Raw genomic sequence first — 18,780 nt, 5'->3', positions numbered from 1 at the left:
AGTAGCGATCCAGACGATCGAGATACTTATCGCACTGTCGTCGTATGATTGGATGTGCAGTGACGTTCGATAGCTACCGTAGCGGTCCGTCTGTGACGACCGACGCCGCCCGGAACGGCGCATCGTCTGGGGCGGTGACAGCCGCCGATACGAGTGCCGACCCCGGCGGACTCGTCGGACGACTCCGAATGCGTTCGGTCGCCCTTTCAAGTTGAACCGACCCTTTCATTATGCCCCAAACCTGAGGCACACCCATGGCAGGAGAGCAGTTAGTACTGACCGGACTCATGGCCGTTCTCCTCGTCGTGATCGTCGGGGCCCTCGCGCGAGCCGAGGACTGGCGGTCGTACACACCCCTCGCGGGCGGCGGGGGGTACGGCGAGGCGACGGGACACGGACACGCAGAGAAACCGGGTGGGCTCGTGCGGTGGCTCACGACGGTCGACCACAAAGACATCGGGATCCTCTACGGCGTCTACGCCGTGATCGCCTTCGCCGTCGGCGGCATCATGGCGGTGCTGATCCGGGTGCAGCTGACGCTGCCCGGTGGCACCATCATCGGGAACAGCTACTACAACTCGATCCTGACGAGCCACGGGATCACGATGCTGTTCCTGTTCGGGACGCCGATCCTGGCGGCGTTCGCGAACTACTTCGTCCCGCTGTTGATCGGGGCCGACGACATGGCGTTCCCCCGGATCAACGCGATCGCGTTCTGGTTGCTCCCGCCGGCCGCACTCCTGATCTGGGCCGGCTTCTTCACCGCGCCGCTGACGGGCAACGAGATCGAGCCCGCACAGACGGCCTGGACGATGTACACGCCGCTGTCGGCCGAACAGCCCAACCCCGGCGTCGACCTGATGTTGCTCGGCCTGCACCTCTCTGGGGTCGCGGCGACGATGGGTGCGATCAACTTCATCGCGACCATCTTCACCGAGCGCGGTGACGGCGTAAACTGGGCCAACCTCGACATCTTCAGCTGGACGGTCCTCACCCAGTCGGGGCTGATCCTCTTTGCCTTCCCGCTGCTTGGCAGCGCGATGATCATGCTCCTGCTGGACCGGAATCTCGCGACGACGTTCTTCGCCACCGGCAACGGCGGGACGATGCTGTGGCAACACCTGTTCTGGTTCTTCGGCCACCCCGAGGTGTACATCCTCGTGCTCCCGCCGATGGGACTGGTCAGCTACATCCTCCCGAAGTTCTCGGGCCGGAAGCTGTTCGGCTTCAAGTTCGTCGTCTACTCGACGCTGGCGATCGGCGTGCTCTCCTTTGGCGTCTGGGCCCACCACATGTTCTCGACCGGGATGGACCCGCGGCTGCGTGCCTCCTTCATGGCGGTCTCGTTGGCCATCGCGATCCCCAGCGCCGTCAAGACGTTCAACTGGATCACGACGATGTGGAACGGCCAGCTTCGCCTGACGACGCCGATGCTGTTCTGTATCGGCTTCGTCTCGAACTTCATCATCGGCGGTGTCACCGGCGTCTTTCTGGCGTCGATCCCCGTCGACCTCGTGCTCCACGACACCTACTACGTGGTCGGTCACTTCCACTACATCGTGATGGGTGCGATCGGCTTCGCCGTCTTCGCCGGCATCTACTACTGGTTCCCGATCGTCTCCGGGCGGATGTACCAGCGTACCCTCGGGAAAGCCCACTTCTGGCTCTCGATGATCGGCACGAACGTCACCTTCTTCGCGATGCTGGCGCTTGGTTACCTCGGCATGCCACGGCGCTACGCGACCTACAACTTCGACGGTGCCATCGCACCGCTCGCACAGGTGACGACGTTCCACCAGCTGGCGACCGTGGGCGCGTTCATCCTGCTGGTCGGACAGCTGCTGTTCGTCTGGAACGTCGTGACCTCCTGGCTCGAAGGTCGCCGCGTCCAGAGCCACGACCCGTGGAACCTCGAAGAGAACGACATGCTGGGCAACGAGTTCAGCTGGTTCAAAGAACAGCGTGAGACCGCCCTCGCCGACGGCGGCGAGGAAGACGAGGCCGTGATGGCCGACGGCGGACAGCCCAGCGAGCAGTCGGACGAACGGTAGTTCGAGCGGTCGTCTTTTCGATTCGCCGGTCGTCTACACGCCGCCCGAGATGAGGATGATCCCGGTGACGAACATCAGCGACGCGATCCCGGCGAGCACGAGAAAGAGGAGGTCTTTTTCGGCCATAGCGGCCCTTGGCACTGGAGCGAAAAAGGCTAATCGACTCGCTCCCGAGTGGCAAGCGTGAGTGGCACGCTGCGTGGCGATCGACTCGTCGTCAGACTCTACCTGATCATCGTGGCGCTGACGGGCGTGATGGGGTACGTACTCGCCTGGGCGACCGACGAGACGCTCGAACCGGAGCTGTTCGGCGTCGTCGCGCTGCCGCCGACGCCGATCGGCGTCGCCGTCTTCGGGATGGTGACCATCGGGACCGGCCTGGGCGTGTTGCTGGCGCTGGTGGTGTACGTCGCGAACAACTTCGACGACGACGCCAGAAACGAGTAGGCGGTCGGGCGATCAGTCGCCCTGGACCTGGTCGCGGATCTCCTCGGGGACACTCGGGTCACGCAGCGTCGTCGTGTTACCGAGTTCCTCGCCGTTGGAGATGTTTTCGAGGATCCGGCGCATGATCTTGCCGGAGCGAGTCTTTGGCAAGTCGCCACAGAAGATGACGTTGGCCGGGCGGGCGAACTTCCCGATCTCGTCTTCGACGGCCGAGACGATCCGGCCACGGACCGCTTCGCTCGGCTCGATGCCGTCTCGGAGGACGACGTACACGTCCGGCACCTCTCCCTTCTCGGCGTCTTCGCGGGAGGCGACGGCAGCCTCGGCCACGTCCTCGACCTCGGCGACAGCCGACTCCAGTTCCATCGTTCCGAGACGGTGGCCGGCGACGTTCATCACGTCGTCGAGGCGACCGAGGACCCGATAGTAGCCGTCCTGTCCGTGGACCGCGCCGTCGCCGGCTTTGTACACCCAGTCCTCGGGATCGTCGGAGTCGGTGTCAGAGAAATCCTGCCAGTACTCCTCGATGAAGCGCTCGTCGTTGCCGTAGACCGTCTGGAGCATACCGGGCCACGGTTTCTCGATGACGAGGTTACCGGCGCGTCCCGACGCGGGTTCGATTGGGTCGCCGTTGTCGTCGTAGATGGCCGGCTGGATCCCCGGAACCGCCTTGCCGGCGGAGCCGGGCTTCATGTCGTCCAGCGCGGGCAGATTCGTGATCAGGTGGCCGCCGGTCTCGGTCTGCCACCAGGTGTCGACGATGGCCGCGTCCTCGCCGCCGATGTACTTGTAGTACCACAGCCACGCTTCCGGCTGGATCGGTTCGCCGACCGTCGTCATGTGCCGGAAGTCGAAGTCGTAGTCCTGGACGTACTCTTCGCCCCACTTCATGAACATCCGGACGGCGGTCGGCGAGGTGTGGAAGATGTCCACGTCGTAGCGCTCGGCGATCTCCCAGATGCGGCCCTTGTGGGGATGGTCGGGCGTGTCCTCGTACATCACGCTGGTGGTCCCCAGCGAGAGGGGGCCGTAGACGATGTAGCTGTGGCCCGTGATCCAGCCGATGTCGGCGGCACACCAGTAGGTGTCCTCGGGTTTGATGTCGAGGACGTTCTTCGAGGTGGCCGTCACGTAGGAGAGATAGCCGCCGGTACGGTGCTGACAGCCCTTCGGCTGGCCCGTCGTCCCGGAGGTGTACATCAGGAAGAGCGGGTCTTCAGCGTCACGTGAGACCGGGTCGACGCGCGCTCGCTCGTTGTCGGCAAGCAGGTCGTCGACCAGCACGTACGGATCGTCCTCGCCGATCTCGACGTCGGGGTGGAGTTCGTCTTCGCGCGTCCACAGCAGGACGGTGTCCACGTCGGACTCGGCGGCGTCCAGCGCCTCGTCGCACTTTTCCTTGTGGTTGAGGAACTCGCCGCGTCGGTAGTAGCCGTCACAGGTGACGACCACGTCGCTGTCGGCGGAGTCGATCCGGTCGGCCAGCGCCTGGGCCGAGAAGCCGGCGAACACCTCCGAGTGTGGTGCGCCGATGCGGGCACAGGCGAGCATCGTCACCGGCAGCGCGGGGAGCATCGGGAGATGACAGGTGACCACGTCGTCCTCGCGGACGCCCACGTCCTGCAGCGAGGCTGCCATCGCGTTGACCCGGTTGTACAGGTCCTGATAGGTGATCGTCTCGCTCTCGTCGGCGTCGGTCCCCTCCCAGATGATCGCCGCCTGGTTCTTGCGCTCGTCGAGATGGCGGTCGATACAGTTGTGTGACGCGTTGAGCTTCCCACCGGTGAACCACTCGTAGAACGGCGGATTGGAGTCGTCGAGCACCTCGTCCCAGTGTTCGTCCCAGTCGAGGAGTTCGGCGTACTCCTCGAACGCCTCCGGGTAGTTCTCGTCGAACCGTTCGTGGATCTCCGGGTCGGTGACGTTGGCCTGGCCGACGAAGTCGGTCGGCGGACGGAAGTACTCTTGCTCCGTCAGGCGTGCCTCGAGTTCGGGTCCCTCATCTGGCATGATTAAATATACCTCATGCTGGTGCTCACAGTGGAACCGTATTAAGTTATTCCAAGCGACATGATCTGTATAGATACTGGCATCTCGTTTCCCAGGGACGAACGAATGGCAGGCAGGGACCGCGAAGCCATTCACCTTACCACTCTGAAACACCTGCGGCGCAACCGACGGTATCTCCGGTCAAAAGCCGGCGTCGGTCCAGTAGAGGCGAACGCTCACTGGAGAGCAAAGACGAGAGTTTCGAGTGCCGTTACAGCTTGGTCGTGGCGGTCGCCGCCGACGACGCGTCGCCGATCTCACGGTAGTAGGCGACGTAGTACGTGTACATGACCGAGCCGACGGCCGTGCTGATCACGAGACTCGAACCGAGAAAGAGCCCGGCCTCGGTGGTCGACATGTAGTCGAAGATCGAGACCATCCCGGTGCTGGACCGGGCGTCCATCGCCATCGAGTCGAAGCTGGTGTAGAACAGGAACGCCGTCGGGAGCTGTGCGAACAGACCGATCACGAACGCCAGCAGGTCGAAACCGAGCACCGAGACGACGTTCGAGCGAACGAGCGAGAGGCTCCGGCGGAACGAGTCGGCCACTCCGTCGCCGTCTAACACCATCGCGGCGGGGAAAAACTGCGAGAGGAACCACGGGACCAGGACGACGAGGAAACCGACCAGCGAGAGGAGCGCGACCACCAGAAGCGTCGCGGTCCCCAGCCCGGCGTTGAGCGCGAACCCGAACACCAGAACCACTGCCACGAAGAAGACGATCGCGACGAGAACGTAGAGGACGAGCGTGACGACACCGAGGAGCAGTCCGCCCAGGAGGAGGCCGACGTAGTGGTCTCGGCCAGCCGCGAGGAACTGACCGAACGACGGGGTCTCCGTCATCGACGCCGCCACGTAGGCGACGAGTCCGCCGACGAGGAAGGGCAGCAGGAGATAGACGACGCCGGTCGCGGGATACGCGAGCAGTGGGTTGACGAACTGGGCAGCAGAGAGGCCGGTGCTCAGCAGCGAGAACGCGAAGAGGATCGCGACGATCTGGGGCTGTCGGCGGAGGGTGTCGATACCGGTCGTGAGTGCGCCAGCGGGCTTCATGTCACCGACGACCTATCGGCAACGAATAAGTTTTCCGGGTGGCAGTCGACCGCGTCACGCGGCCCCGATCGTCTCCCGGTAGCTCCCGTACTCGTCCTCGAAGACGCCCATGATCTCGCCCATCGTCGCCTCCACTTTGACGGCCTCGACGATCGCGGGCATCACGTTCTCGCCGCCGACGGCCGCCTCTCGGACGCGGGCGAGTGCCGCCGTCACGGCCTCGTCGTCGCGTTCGGCCCGTACATCTGCGAGGCGCTCGCGTTGCTGCTCTTGGACGCGGTCCTCGACCTGCAGGAGGTCGGGTTCGGTCTCTTCCTCGACCGCGTAGGCGTTGACGCCGACGACGGTCTCCTCGCCGTCCTCGACGCGTTCCTGGTACTCGTAGGCGGCGTCCTGTATCTCCCGCTGGAAGTAGCCATCTTCGATCCCCGCGAGGACGCCCGCTCGCATGGAGCCGTCGCCCAGTTCGTCCCTGATGTGCTCGATGTACGCCATCGCGTCGGCCTCGATCTCGTCCGTCAGGGCCTCGACGGCGAAGCTCCCGCCCAGCGGGTCCACGATATCGGCCGCACCGGACTCCTCTGCGATGATCTGCTGGGTTCGCAGGGCGACCCGAACTGCCTTCTCGCTGGGCAGAGCGAGTGCCTCGTCGAAGCTGTTCGTGTGCAGGCTCTGGGTCCCGCCGAGGACGCCGGCCAGCGCCTGGATGGTCACTCTGACGACGTTGTTCAGCGGCTGCTGGGCGGTCAGTGACTGGCCGGCGGTCTGGGTGTGGAACTTCAGTTGCTTGGCGGCCGGCTCGCTCGCGTCGTACCACTCGTCCATGACTCGCGCGTAGATCCGCCGCGCGGCCCGGAACTTCGCGACCTCCTCGAAGATCGAGTTGTGCGCGTTGAAGAAGAAGGACAGTTGCGGGGCGAACGTGTCCACGTCGAGGCCTCGATCGAGACAGTCCTCCACGTAGGCGAAGCCGTCGGCGAGCGTGAAAGCCAGTTCCTGCGTGGCGGTCGATCCGGCCTCGCGGATGTGATAGCCCGAGACCGAGACCGGCTTGAACGACGGCGTCTCCTCGGTGGCGAACTCGATCACGTCCGTCACGAGTCGCAGCGACGGCTCCGGGGGAACGACCCACTCTTTCTGTGCGATGAACTCCTTGAACATGTCGTTCTGAAGGGTCCCACGAAGCTCCGTGCGGTCGACGCCGCGGCGGTCCGCGAGCGCGACGTACATCGCGTAGATGACGGGCGCGCTGGGGTTGATGGTGAAGCTCGTCGAGATCTCGGCGAGGTCGATCCCGTCGAAGAGGATCTCCACGTCCCGGAGCGTGTCGACGGCGACGCCCTCCTTGCCGACCTCGCCCTCGGCCATGCGGTCGTCCGAGTCGATCCCCATCAGCGTGGGCATGTCGAAGGCCGTCGAGAGTCCCGTCTGGCCCTCGTCGATCAGGTACTGAAATCGCTCGTTGGTCTCCCGAGCCGTGCCGAAGCCGGCGAACTGGCGCATCGTCCACTGGCGGCCACGGTACATCGTCGGATAGACGCCGCGGGTGTAGGGCTCCTCGCCGGGGAAGCCGAGATCACGCTCGTAGTCGAGGTCGGCAACGTCGGCCGGCGTGTACAGCCTGTCGACCGCGCGATTCGAGACGGTGGCGAACCGCTCGGCTCGCTCGCCGTAGGCGTCCAGTACTGGATCGAGCGTCTCGGCCTCCCAGTCGGCTTTCGCCTCCCGGATGGCTGCCAGGTCGGCCTCGTCGTACATACTGTATTCGTTGACTTCGTGTGACAATAAGTTTTGTACGCGCCGGGGGGATCCTACTCGTCTTCGCCCTGGAGGCGTTCGGTCGTCTCGACGAGGGGGTGGCGCGCGTAATCGACCACCTCGATGTCGCTGATCGAAGTGAGGTCTGCGTCGTCGGCGGTGCGTGCCATCCCGAGGTCGACGGGGTCGTCCAGCACGATCACGTAGGCGTCCATCTCCTCGACGCCCAGCTGTTCGGCCGCTTTCACTCGGTGGTGGCCGTCGGCAAGCAACAGCTCACGGGTCTGCTCCGGGCCCTCGCCGTCGGCGAACTCGGTGACGGTCGCCTGATCGGGCGGCTGGATCCCACCGTTGTCGATGACGACGAGCGGCTCTGCGAGTCCGCGTTTGAGTTCGTAGGTCCGTCCCTCCAGTTCGTCCGCGTAGACGGTCCCCTGTGTCGGTACCAGCTCGTCGATGACGACCTCGCGCCGTTCGTCCCGCGCGGACACGTCGTGGATCGACTCCAGGGTCCGGGTGAGCTTGTCGACCTTGTTCGGCGTCGCGCGCTCGATGTGCGAACGGATCACGTCAGCGTTCGAGATGATGCCGACGAGGTGGCCCGCGTCGTCGACGACCGGGAGCTTCTGGATGCCAGACCGGAGGATGACCCGCCCCGCGTCCTGAACGCCCATCTCCGGGTGGGCGACGAGGATGTCGTCGCTCATCACGCGAAACATCGGCTCGTGGTCCTCGGCCAGCAGCAGATCTCGGGCGCTGACGAAGCCCTCGACACGACGCCCCTCACACACCGGAAACCCGCTGTACTCGTCGCTCTCGGCGATTCGATGGGCCACCACCTCGACCGTATCGTCGGGCGAGACCGTGGCTACGTCGCTGGTCATGTACTCCCGGACCCGTGGTTCGCCGTCCGCTTCCATGAGTTCGGGGACGAGACCACGGGGGAAAAAGGCCCCGGCGGTCCGTCACTCCTCGCCGTCCTCGACGTCGAGATACTCGTCGGTGGCCCCGTAGCGCGACGCCGTGTACACCGGGCTCAGGAGGTGGTTGGGGCGGGCCTGGACCGCGTCGAGGAACCGGTCGTCGACGACGGCGCGGACGACCTCGTGGAGCGACTCGTCGCGGTCCTCGATGGATTCGAGGACGCCCAGCGTGATCTGGGCACCGGCCATGTCGGCGTGGCCTCCTGCACTGCCGATCTGGCCGAACGCCTCGCGGAGCACTTCGCCGAGGTCGATCTCGGTCCCGCGAGCGCGTGCCGACGCGTAGATCGTTCCGTCCTTGACGCCGTAGACCAGCGTCGAGTTGACCCCCTGGAGATCGAGCAGCCGGTCGGCGGCCTGCGCGAGCGCGTCCCGATCCGAGAGCTCGCCAACGCAGCTCAGCAGCACCGATCCCTCCCGCTGGCGGTTCGCGATCGCGTGTCCGATCGTATCGAGCGTGTCGGCGCTCATGCTCGGGTCCTCGATACGCTGGAGGATGTCGAGGTCGGCGTGTGGCAGCAGGTATGCCGCGGCCTCGAAGTCGTCGACCGACACCTCGCGTCGAAACTCGCGCGTGTCGACGCTGATGCCAAAGAGGAGTCCCGTCGCGACCGCCTCTTCGACGAGCGAGTCGAATCGGCGGAGATAGTCGGCGAGCAGCGTACTGGTGGCACCCACGTCGCTCCGGAGGTCGACGAATCGCGCCTCGACGGGCGCACGCGGCGGGTGGTGATCGACGACGATGTCGATGGGCGTCTCGGGCGGGAGCTGGTCGTTGACCCCGGGACGGGAGTGATCGACCAGCGCGAAGCCGTCGTACGCGTCGAGATCCGCGTCGGCGTCGAGGGTCTGGAGATCGAACTCCAGCAGATTCACGAACGCCCTGTTCTCCTGGTGGGTGATCTCGCCGTAGTAACACAGTTCCGTCTCACAGCCGACGGCCTGTGCCAGCCGCGACAGCGCGACCCCGCTCGCGATGGCGTCGGGGTCCGGGTTGTCGTGCATGACGACCGCCAGCGTGCCGTCCACGTCGCGCAACACGCGCTGGAGCTGTCGGGTCCGCAGACCGGCCTCGCCGACGCGTTCCATGAGGTGGTCGGTGATCGCCGCACCGGGATCGACGACCCGGTCGGCGGCGCGTTCGAGGGCCTCGTCGACCGCCGGATCGGTCTCCAGCCCGCTGTAGGCGACGAGCATCGCCGACGGGAAGACGGATCGCACCGCCTGCGCGACGGCTGCGTTGCGCTTGGCGTCGCCGACAGCGACGAACACCGTCTCTGGCGTCGGGTCAAGCGACGACAGCACCGAGCGGTCGGCCGGATCCGCCAACTGCACCGAGACCGCGTCCGTACGGAGCGTGTCGACCCGGTGTTCGTCCTCGGTGAGGACCGTCACCTCGCCACGGCCGGCTGTCAGCTCGTCGAGCAGTGACCGGACGAGCGGCCCCGCCCCCAACACCAGGCGAGAAGTCATACGCGAGAGTGAGCGATGGAGCGTCTAAAAACCACTTACTTGAGCCGCTCCTGGAGGAAGGAGGGATGTGCCGCCGTGACGCCCTCCGTCGAGAGGATCTCGTCTTCGATGATCTCGCCGACTTCGCCGCCGTCGGCGGCCCGCACTTCCGCCATGAGCATGTGGTCGCCACTGGACGTGTACAGCGACTCGACGGCGTCGATCGCAGAGAGTGCGCGAGTCACCTCGACGTAGCAGTCGCTCGCGACGTCCATCCCGACCAGTGCGATCGACTGGCTCGACAGCTTCTTGGGGTTCACGTCGGCCGAGTAGCCGACGATGACGCCCTCGTCTTCGAGTTTGTTGATGTACTTGCGAACGGTCGGTTTCGAAACGTCCGCCCGTTCGGCGATCTCCGCGTACGATGCCTGTGCATCGTCCTCCAGGACAGAGAGAATGCGGCGCTCCGTAGAATCGACGCTCATAGACGTTTCTTTGCTACGGACGAAAAAATACCTTCCGAATCCACAAACGAGGATGCAGTCCCGCCGAGCGGCGTTACTTGTGGTGTTCGAGCAGGGAGTCGGCAGTGCGCTCCCACTCGTAGTCCTCGTCGAAGTACCGCTCTGCGAGCGGTTCTTCGGGCATCTCACCGGTGGCCTGCTTCTCCTCCTGGTAGGACGGACTCTCGTCGTCGACGTAGTAGCGTCCGGTCAGGACTTCGCCCTCGTAGAGTTTGTTCTCCGTCTCGAACATCATCTTCTGGGCTTCCTCGCGGTTCGAGGTGTCGAAGTCGTAGTCGTCGGACTGCTGGATGTCCGTGTACGGGACGTAGTGCTTCGCGTCCTTGTTCCAGGTCGGACACTGGGTGAGGAAGTCGACGTGTGCGAAGCCGTCGTGTTCGATCGCTTCCGCGATGATCTCCTTTGCCTGGTTGGGGTTGACCGCCGCGGTCCGGGCGACGTACGTCGCACCGGAGGTCAGCGCAAGGTTGAGCGGGCGGATCGGGGACTTCGCCGAGCCCGAGGGCTGGGTCTTTGACTTGTGGCCCTTCGGGGAGGTCGGCGATGTCTGGCCCTTAGTGAGGCCGAAGATCTCGTTGTTGAACACGATGTAGGTCATATCGTGGTTCTCGCGGGCGGTGTGCATGAAGTGGTTCCCGCCGATCCCGTAGCCGTCGCCGTCACCGCCGGCCGCGATGACCTCGACGTCGGGGTTCGCGAGCTTCGCCGCACGTGCGACGGGCAGCGAGCGCCCGTGGATGGTGTGGAAGCCGTAGCTGTTGAAGTAGCTGTTGAGCTTGCCCGAACAGCCGATACCGGTAAACAGCGCGACCTCGTCGGGGTTGCGGCCGACTTCCGGCATGGCCTGCTTGAGCGCCTTCAGGACGCCGAAGTCGCCACAACCGGGACACCACGTCGCCTGTGGTTCGATGCCGGGCGTAAACTCGTCGCGGTCAACCTCGCGTTCGTCGCCGATTGCTGAGAATGCACTCATAGCTTAGTCACCTGCCGCTGGGAGGTACTTCATGTTGCTCGCGGCGAGATCCTCGCCGTTGATGCTGGTCTCGAAGCCCTCGACGATCTCTGCCGGTTCGAACGGGTTCCCGTTGTACTTCAGCAGACTGGAGAGCTTCGGACCGAAGCGGCCGATCTCTTTCTGCGTGAGGCCGCGGAACTGTGCGCTGGCGTTCATCTCGACGACGAGTGCCTCGTCGACGGATTCGAGCCACGCCGAGACCTCTTCGACGGGGTAGGGTGCCATATCGGAGACGCCAAGTGCCTTCACCGAGTGGCCGTCGTCGTTGAGACGGTCGACGGCCTCGAAGACGGTGTCCTGGTGGCTGCCCCACACGAGGATGCCGTAGTCGGCGTCCTCCGGACCGTGGTAGGTCTGGTGGGACGTGTTCTCGTCCAGGTCAGCACGGATGTCGTCGAGCTTGTCCAGCCGACGGTTCATCTGTGCGATCCGGTTGTCGGGGTCCTCGCTGATGTGGCCAGACGGGTTGTGTTCGTTGCCGGTCGCGAGGTAGCGACCGTCCTTCTGGCCGGGCACCGAGCGCGGGCTCACGTTGGAGCCGTCCTCCGGTTCGTGCTGGAAGCGCTGGAACTTGCCCGAAGCGTGGTGAGCCGCGTCGGCAATCTCCTCTTCGGTGAGCACGGAGCCGGGGTCGGCGTTTGGCTCGCGGTCGAAGAAGCTCTCGTCGACGTTGCGAAGCTCGCCCTGGAGCTTCTGGTCGTAGATCACGATCGACGGGATCTGGTACTCGTAGGCAATCCGGAAGGCCGCTCGCGTCTGGTCGTAGCACTCCCGGATGTTTGCGGGTGCGAAGACGACGCGAGCCGAGTCGCCCTGACTCGTGTACAGGACGTGTTCGAGGTCGGCCTGCTCGGGCTTGGTCGGCATCCCGGTCGAGGGGCCGGCGCGCATCGCTTCGACGAGCACGACCGGCGTCTCGGTCATCTCGGCGAGGCCAAGCGGCTCGCTCATGAGCGCGAACCCGCCGCCCGAAGAGCCGGACATCGACTTGACGCCAGCGTGGCTGGCACCGAGTGCCAGCGCCGCCGCGGCGATCTCGTCTTCGACCTGCTCGGAGATCCCGCCGAACTTCGGCAGGTGCTGGGACATGATCGTGAACACGTCGGTCCACGGCGTCATGGGGTAGCCCGCGATGAAGCGACAGCCCTCGTCGAGCGCACCGTAGGCGATGGCGTTCGACCCAGAGAGGAGGACCTGCTCGTCGTCGTGGTCCTCCGCTTCCGGCATCGTGAGGTCGTGAGTGTGTTCGAGTTCCTCGGCTCGCTCGTAGGCGTCTTCGAGCACCGCGAGGTTGTCTTCGAGGATGTCGCCCGACATGTTCTCTCGCATGAGCTCCTCGAAGAAGGCCGGGTCCGTATCCAGCAGCGCCGCCGTGACGGCGACGCCAGCGGTGTTGCGCATGACCTCGCGACCGTGTTCGCGGGCCATCTCGCGGAGGTTCATCGGGTAGACGTGCCAGTCGTTCTCCTCGGCACGCGCTTCGAGGTTCAGCTCGGCGATGGCGTCCTCGTCGAGGAGTCCCTCGTCGTAGACGATGACGCCGCCCTCTCGGAGATCGTGGAGGTTCTCCGAGAGCGGCTTGACTTCCTCCTCACCGTAGTACGCTTCTTCCTGTGGGTTCCGTGCGAAGGAGTCACCGAGGGCGAGGAGGAAGTTGTAGCCGTCACCGCGCGAGCGTACGTCCTCGTCGCTCGCGCGCACCTCTACGAACGTGTGGCCGCCTCGGATGCGCGAGGGATAGTGACGATGCGTGAAAACGTCAAGTCCCGAGCGCATCAGGGCCTTTGCGAAGTTTTGGCTCGTCGAGTCGATCCCGTCACCGGAACCGCCAGCGATTCGCCAGATTAGTTCATTATCTGTCATTTGAGATCATCGGCCCCAGTTGGGAAGCCGTATATCCACCGTTGGAGGGCCGTGACTAAAGATTTTCCACTACGTCGCACCCCATTAATCATGAACGTCACGCAGATGCCACTCAAATGGCCGTTTTCGACATGTCAAGTGGTCAGCTAGCACACGGAATACCATGAACAACGGGCAGACGGTGACGAGGCACAACCCCTAAGCCGACCCGGACCCTTACAATCATAGACTCAATGTCGCTTTCGGAACTCATCGCCGGGGTCGAAGACCACGAGAAACGACTCATCGTGTTCAACGCCGGAGATGACGCGGCCGCCGATCTTCGACAGCAGTTTTCCGACCGGAACGTCGCCGTCACGGCCGAGGAGACGGTCAGTGGACGGCCGGGGGAGTTCGTCACTCTCAGTGACGAGGACGGGGTGATCGCGGCGGCCAGCCTCGAACAGTTCACCGATCGACTCGCCCGAAACGACCGGCCCATCGGCGTCGAACAGAGCCCGTATCGTCCGATCCTCGACGAACTCGACGAGACGATGTTCACGTCCTGGAGCATCGGACAGATGATGGCCGCGACCAGAGAGATCGAAGACCGGGCGTTCCGCGTCGGTCGTGGCTCGCTACACGCCGGCTTCCAGACGGTGTCGACGCTGGCCGGGGAACTCGACAGGTACGAGCAGCTGGGCGACGGCGCGGTAGACGTCCACGCCTACGCCGCGCCCGACGAGGAGCCCCCCGAGACCGACAACTTCACGCTCCACATCGAGCGTGCGACCGAGATCGAAGAATCGTGGTTCGTCGTCTTCGACGGCGGCGGCGACGACGGCCAGAAGTGCGCGCTGCTGGCAGAGGAACGGGCTCCGCGAGAGTTCTACGGCTTCTGGACGTACGACGCGGACACCGTCGACTGGATCCTCGAACACCTGCGCTCGACGTACGGCTACGTCGAGCAGTGAGCGGACGGCCGGAAAACGAAAACTGGGGCTCGGAAACGCGACGCGCTACTGGGGCGTCTGGCTGTAGATGAGGTTGCGCTGGATGTCGTTCGCGCCCTCGTAGATGACCGGGATGCGCACGTCGCGGTAGACCCGAGAGATCCGGTTCTCGGTCAGGACCGAACGGCCGCCGTGGAGCTGCATCCCCTTCTCGGCACACTGGGTCGACACTTCGGTCGCCTTCGTCTTGGCCATGGCCGCCCAGAATCCCGCGTTCTCCTGGTTAGCCACCTTGTCGGCCGCGCGCCACGTGAGCGCTCGGGCGGACTCGAACTCCATGCGCATGTCTGCGAGCTTGTGCTGAACCGCCTGGAACTCGTCGACGGACTTGCCGAAGGCCTCGCGGTCGTGGACGAAGTCCCAGCCCTCCTCGATGGCGGCCGCGGCCAGCCCGAGGCCGTGGCCGGCGACGATCACGCGCCCGTGGTTGAAGAACTCCGCGAGCATGTAGAAGCCAGCGCCCTCGTGGCCGATGACGTTCTCCTCGGGAACTCGGCAGTCGTCGAAGACGATGTGGGCCTGTTTGGACGCACGGAAGCCCATCTTCTCCGGGATGTGCTCGGCGTCGTAGCCGTCGGTGTCGGTCGGGACGATAAACAGCGAGTAGTTGCCGTAGCGGTTGTTGGGGTCGTCGCCGGTCTTCGCGTAGACGGTGACCCAGTCGGCTTCGACGCCGTTGCCGATCCAGTACTTCTCGCCGTTGAGGACGTACTCGTCGCCGTCTTTCTCCGCCGTCGTCTGCATCCCGGCCATGTCGCTCCCGGTCTCGGGCTCCGAGACGGCCAGGCCGGTGAGCTGTTCGTTCTCCGCGACCGGACGAAGGTACTCCTCTTTCTGTTCCTCGTTGCCGTGGTCTTCGAGCATCTCCGCGCCGAAGCTGGCGAGCTGCAGGGTCAGGGCGATGCCGGCGTCGGCCTTGTAGAACTCCTCGGCCATCGCGAGGACCTGCTGGAGGGAGAGCCCGCGCCCGCCGTACTCCTCGCCGATGTCCTGTGCGACCAGCCCGGCCTCCATCCCCTGCTCCAGGATGTCGACCGGGTACTCGCCGCGCTCGTAGTACTCTGCGGCGTTCGGCTCGATGTGTTCGGCTGCGAACTCGCGGGCTTCCTGCTTGATGTCCCGAGCTTCTTCGGGAACGACTGTCTCTTCTAGGAGATCCATGTACAGTATCACGGGCCGCGTTCCCAAATAGCTCGTGGAACACCGGCAAACGATAGTGAGGTTTACGCCCTAGACTTCGATCTCCTGCATCAGTTCGACCAGCTCTTCGAGTTCCGGGAACGTGTACACCTTGACGTTGATGTCTGACTCCAGGGCGTGAACGCGGGAGTCGAACATCAGCGCCATGTCGGTCTCGCGGTCGCCGACGAGTTCGTCGACCATCCCGCTGCCGGGGCCGAAGGTGAAGTTCGGCGTCGAGATGTCGATGGTCGTCTCCAGGACGTTCGCCCAGCCGTCGATGAAGCCACTGGTCATGATGTTGCCGATCTCCTGGATCGCGGACCGCTCCATGTCGGTGAAGCCGTCGGTGGCGTCGCTGGTCTCGCCCATGTCGCCGATCATCCCGCTGGCCAGCTTCTTCGCGTTCTCCGCGTTGAACAGGAAGAGGATGTAGCCGTGTGGGGGTTCGAGCATCCGGATCGAGATCCCGATCTGGCGCTCGTCGCCGATGTGGGTCTTGATGTCGGGGATGTCGATGAAGTTGATCTTGGTGATCTCCATCTCCGTCTCCATCCCGGTCATCTGGCTCAGGTGGTTCGCGACGGTGTTACCGCCCTCCTTGGCCATCTTGTTGAACAGCCCCAGCTTCCGGATATCGATCATCAGGCTCATGAGTAGTCGATCGTTGGACAGGGGTTACCCGGCCTCACACATAAGCTATGTACCCCCATTTTCGGAGACGAGAATTGGGAACGAATCCGGAACCGAGCGGGGACGAACCGCAGTGCGTCCGACCGCCGTCCGATCAGATCCGGATCGAGACGGCCACTCCTTCGCCCAGCGGGAGCAGACTGGTCTCGAAGTCGGGGTCGTCTCGGACCGTCGCCAGGTAGTCGGCGATCCCGTGGCTCGACGCGGTCGCGTCGACGGCGTCGCCCGCCAGGAGTGCGCGCACGTCCTCGAAGTCGAGCGGGCCGGCCTCGATCGCGTTGTCGGCGGCGACGATGCCACCGACCGGGATCTTCTCGCGAACGGCCTCGAAGGCCTCGGCGTAGCGGTCCTTCTCGTTGTCGATCAACACGAGGTCGAAGGGGCCGTCGTACGCGTCGACGGTCTCGATGGCGTCGCCGTGTTCGAAGCGTGCTCGGTCCTCGAACCCGCCGGCCGCGAGGTTCTCACGTGCGTCGTCCAGTTCGTCGGCGTCGATCTCTGTCAGGACGATCTCGCCGTCCGCCGGGATCGCCGACGCGATCCAGTACGCCGAGTAGCCGTAGCCAGAGCCGAACTCGAAGACGCGCTCCGCATCGACGGCGCGAGCGAGTAGCCGGAGCCACCCGCCGACGGCCGGGCCGACGGTGGGAAAGCCCTCGCGGTCGGCGCGCTCGTCCATCGCACGGATCACGTCGTCGCGGCCGGGTGCCAGCGTTCGCGCAAACTCCTCGGTCACGTCGGGCAGCGGGTCCTCAGACATGTGTCGACGTTCGACAGCGACGGTAAAAAGCGTCCGCTACCGGTTCCGGCTGACCACGGAACAGACCGATTCGAGTGACCTGTGGGACCGCTCAGCGGACCGCCGCCACGAGTTCCGCCACACGGTCGGGATCGACCGGGTTCTCGACTGCCCCACCGGCTTTGAGCGCTGTCCCGACGATCAACCCGTCGGCGGTGTCGAGCAGCGAAGCGGCCGTCTCGCTCGTCACGCCGCTGCCGACGAACACCGGCACGGTCGGGTCGACGGCGTCCCGAGCCGTGGCGACGGTCTCCACGTCCGGCGCGTCGGCCTCGCTCCCGGTCGCAGTCCCCGAGACGACGACCCCGTCGGCGTGACCGCGCTCGATCGTGTCGGCGACGATCTCGGCGACGCCACGTGCTGCCAGCGGGGCCGAGTGTTTGACCGCCACGTCGGCGAGGATGGACACGTCTGCGTCGATGCGCTCGCGCAGGCGGACTGTCTCGTGGGCGCGTCCCTCGACGATACCCTGGTCGGTCAGGCGTGCGCCGGTGTGGACGTTCACGCGGACGAAGTCGGCACCGGCCGCCGCGGCGACCGAGACCGCTGCCGTGGCGTCGTTGCGCAGGACGTTGACGCCGACGGGGCAGTCGACGGCGTCGGTGATCGCACGCGTCACCGCCGTCATCTCGGCGACGACGTGGGGCGGTACGTCGTCGGGGTAGAACGGCGCGTCGCCGAAGTTCTCGACGACCAGCGCGTCGACGCCCACGTCGGCAAGCGTGCGAGCGTCTGCCAGCGCGTGTTCCCGGACTGTCTCCCGGTCCTCGAAGCCGGGCGCGCCGGGCAGTGCCGGCAGGTGGACCATCCCGACGAGCGGTCGGATCGCTCCGAGTGCAGTTTCGGTCATGCCCGTCGTTCGACTGGGCGGGAGAAAAGGGCGCTGGACGACCCGAGCTACGCGTCCCAGTAGTCGGGTTCGTTGCCCGGCTTCCACTTGATCGAACAGCCACGCGACGGCTTCGCTTCGGCCGTGATCTCCTCGCCGGCCAGCAGCGTCTCGATGTGAGCCTGCATCTCGCGCTCGGTGGGCTCGTCGTCGGGGTTCGTCGCGTCGTCGAGACGACCGTGGTAGGCCAGCCGGAAGGTCCCGCCGTCGTCGGCAAAGAGGTACGGATCGGGCGTACAGCGAGCGCCGTAGGCCGCCGCCGTCTCCTGGGACTCGTCGAAGAGGTAGGCGTCGTAGTCGACGGTCCCGTCGTCGACGAGTTCCTGCATCCTCTCGAAGGAGTCGTCGGGGTACTCCTCGGGATCGTTGGCGCTGATCCCGACGACGGCGACCTCGTCGTACTCCGCCGCGAGGCGGTTCAGCTCGTCGAACTTCGCCTGTGCGTACGGGCAGTGGTTGCAGGTGAACACGACGAGCAGCGCCTCGCGGTCGGCGAACCCGTCGAGGGTGTAGGTCTCGCCGTCCGTCCCTGGCAGTTCGAAGGCCGGTGCCTCGTCGCCACGCTGGAGAACGTCGTCCTCCGAATCGAGTGCGACCATCTCACCGAGGGTTTGTCGGGACCGCGTAAGAAACCTCGCCAGCGTCCCGATGCGCCAGTCGCTACGGTTCCGTCGACGCCGCCGCCCGGGTGACGTTGCCGAACGACCGGGCCGCCGCGAAGGCGTCGCTGTCGGCGGCGACCGAGTACAGCGGCTCTTCGCCGTCGCGCTCGCGCTTCTCCAGCAGGCCGAGCTCCGTGATCGCGTCCAGCGTTCCGTTGAGGTACAGCGACTTGAGCGGTACGTCCGCCCGATCGCTCAATTCTGTCTTCGTGAACGACGCATCGGGGTCGAGTTCGAGGAGCGTGTCTATCAGTGCCGCAGCGTCGTCGTGCTCCGCGACGACGTGCCACGCGGTGTCGTCGCTGTCGGGGCCGTCCATATCCGGTCGTCGGTCTGGAATAAGATAAACGTGTCCGAGCGTGTGTGTCGA

Annotated in this window: 17 protein-coding genes; 3 read left to right on the top strand and 14 right to left on the bottom strand. The window is 65.1% G+C overall.

Translation table 11 applies throughout. The features are described 5' to 3' along the window. Positions 1-254 precede the first annotated feature (254 nt). Positions 255-2,051 carry a cytochrome c oxidase subunit I gene (ctaD, locus tag IL252_RS10155; protein WP_208627910.1) on the top strand — a complete coding sequence of 599 codons (1,797 nt, stop codon included), beginning with the start codon at positions 255-257 and terminating at the stop codon, positions 2,049-2,051. Between the two features lie 183 nt (positions 2,052-2,234). Then, entirely contained in the window at positions 2,235-2,498 is a 264-nt protein-coding gene (locus IL252_RS10150; RefSeq protein ID WP_208627909.1) for a cox cluster protein, read from the top strand. 12 nt (positions 2,499-2,510) lie between these two features. On the opposite strand, the gene acs is transcribed toward IL252_RS10150, so the two are convergent. The 8 genes from acs to IL252_RS10110 form a co-directional block, all read right to left on the bottom strand. Then, positions 2,511-4,508 carry an acetate--CoA ligase gene (gene acs, locus IL252_RS10145; protein WP_208627908.1) on the bottom strand — a complete coding sequence of 666 codons (1,998 nt, stop codon included), beginning with the start codon at positions 4,506-4,508 and terminating at the stop codon, positions 2,511-2,513. Positions 4,509-4,758: 250 nt separating this feature from the next. Next, the gene (locus tag IL252_RS10140) at positions 4,759-5,601 is read right to left on the bottom strand and encodes a hypothetical protein (RefSeq protein ID WP_208627907.1); all 843 of its coding nucleotides are present in this window, start codon (positions 5,599-5,601) and stop codon (positions 4,759-4,761) included. 54 nt (positions 5,602-5,655) lie between these two features. Further along, positions 5,656-7,359 carry a methylmalonyl-CoA mutase gene (locus IL252_RS10135; RefSeq protein WP_208627906.1) on the bottom strand — a complete coding sequence of 568 codons (1,704 nt, stop codon included), beginning with the start codon at positions 7,357-7,359 and terminating at the stop codon, positions 5,656-5,658. 53 nt (positions 7,360-7,412) lie between these two features. Further along, a complete protein-coding gene (locus IL252_RS10130; RefSeq protein WP_208627905.1) occupies positions 7,413-8,279 on the bottom strand; it encodes a CBS domain-containing protein in 867 nt (288 codons plus the stop codon). 45 nt (positions 8,280-8,324) lie between these two features. Then, a complete protein-coding gene (locus IL252_RS10125; protein WP_208627904.1) occupies positions 8,325-9,815 on the bottom strand; it encodes a DHH family phosphoesterase in 1,491 nt (496 codons plus the stop codon). Positions 9,816-9,850: 35 nt separating this feature from the next. Next, on the bottom strand, positions 9,851-10,279 hold the full coding sequence (gene lrpA1, locus IL252_RS10120; protein ID WP_153553435.1) for an HTH-type transcriptional regulator LrpA1: 429 nt from the start codon (positions 10,277-10,279) through the stop codon (positions 9,851-9,853). A gap of 73 nt (positions 10,280-10,352) precedes the next feature. Further along, the gene (locus IL252_RS10115; RefSeq protein ID WP_208627903.1) at positions 10,353-11,291 is read right to left on the bottom strand and encodes a thiamine pyrophosphate-dependent enzyme; all 939 of its coding nucleotides are present in this window, start codon (positions 11,289-11,291) and stop codon (positions 10,353-10,355) included. Positions 11,292-11,294: 3 nt separating this feature from the next. After that, complete coding sequence (locus IL252_RS10110; RefSeq protein ID WP_208627902.1) at positions 11,295-13,196, bottom strand: 2-oxoacid:acceptor oxidoreductase subunit alpha; 1,902 nt, start codon at positions 13,194-13,196, stop codon at positions 11,295-11,297. A 233-nt stretch (positions 13,197-13,429) separates the two neighbouring features. Here IL252_RS10110 and IL252_RS10105 point away from each other — a divergent pair, with 233 nt between their 5' ends. After that, the gene (locus tag IL252_RS10105; protein WP_170094149.1) at positions 13,430-14,149 is read left to right on the top strand and encodes a DICT sensory domain-containing protein; all 720 of its coding nucleotides are present in this window, start codon (positions 13,430-13,432) and stop codon (positions 14,147-14,149) included. A 45-nt stretch (positions 14,150-14,194) separates the two neighbouring features. Here IL252_RS10105 and IL252_RS10100 read toward each other — a convergent pair whose 3' ends face one another. The 6 genes from IL252_RS10100 to IL252_RS10075 all read right to left on the bottom strand — a co-directional run bounded on the left by IL252_RS10100 (position 14,195) and on the right by IL252_RS10075 (position 18,729). Then, the gene (locus IL252_RS10100) at positions 14,195-15,349 is read right to left on the bottom strand and encodes an acyl-CoA dehydrogenase family protein (RefSeq protein ID WP_170094148.1); all 1,155 of its coding nucleotides are present in this window, start codon (positions 15,347-15,349) and stop codon (positions 14,195-14,197) included. Positions 15,350-15,418: 69 nt separating this feature from the next. Continuing rightward, positions 15,419-16,021 (bottom strand): chemotaxis protein CheC, encoded by a 603-nt coding sequence (locus IL252_RS10095; RefSeq protein WP_170094147.1) that lies wholly within the window; start codon positions 16,019-16,021, stop codon positions 15,419-15,421. A 133-nt stretch (positions 16,022-16,154) separates the two neighbouring features. Further along, a complete protein-coding gene (locus tag IL252_RS10090) occupies positions 16,155-16,820 on the bottom strand; it encodes an O-methyltransferase (RefSeq protein WP_208627901.1) in 666 nt (221 codons plus the stop codon). A gap of 91 nt (positions 16,821-16,911) precedes the next feature. Next, on the bottom strand, positions 16,912-17,709 hold the full coding sequence (locus tag IL252_RS10085) for a BtpA/SgcQ family protein (protein WP_208627900.1): 798 nt from the start codon (positions 17,707-17,709) through the stop codon (positions 16,912-16,914). A 47-nt stretch (positions 17,710-17,756) separates the two neighbouring features. Next, a complete protein-coding gene (locus IL252_RS10080) occupies positions 17,757-18,347 on the bottom strand; it encodes a thioredoxin family protein (protein WP_208627899.1) in 591 nt (196 codons plus the stop codon). 61 nt (positions 18,348-18,408) lie between these two features. Further along, positions 18,409-18,729 (bottom strand): hypothetical protein, encoded by a 321-nt coding sequence (locus tag IL252_RS10075; RefSeq protein WP_153553443.1) that lies wholly within the window; start codon positions 18,727-18,729, stop codon positions 18,409-18,411. Positions 18,730-18,780: the final 51 nt, after the last annotated feature.

The sequence above is a fragment of the Halomicrobium sp. IBSBa genome (assembly GCF_017612575.1).
Classification (GTDB): domain Archaea; phylum Halobacteriota; class Halobacteria; order Halobacteriales; family Haloarculaceae; genus Halomicrobium.
Note: the sequence above shows the minus strand (reverse complement) of the source record. Positions and strands in the feature narration are given on the sequence as shown.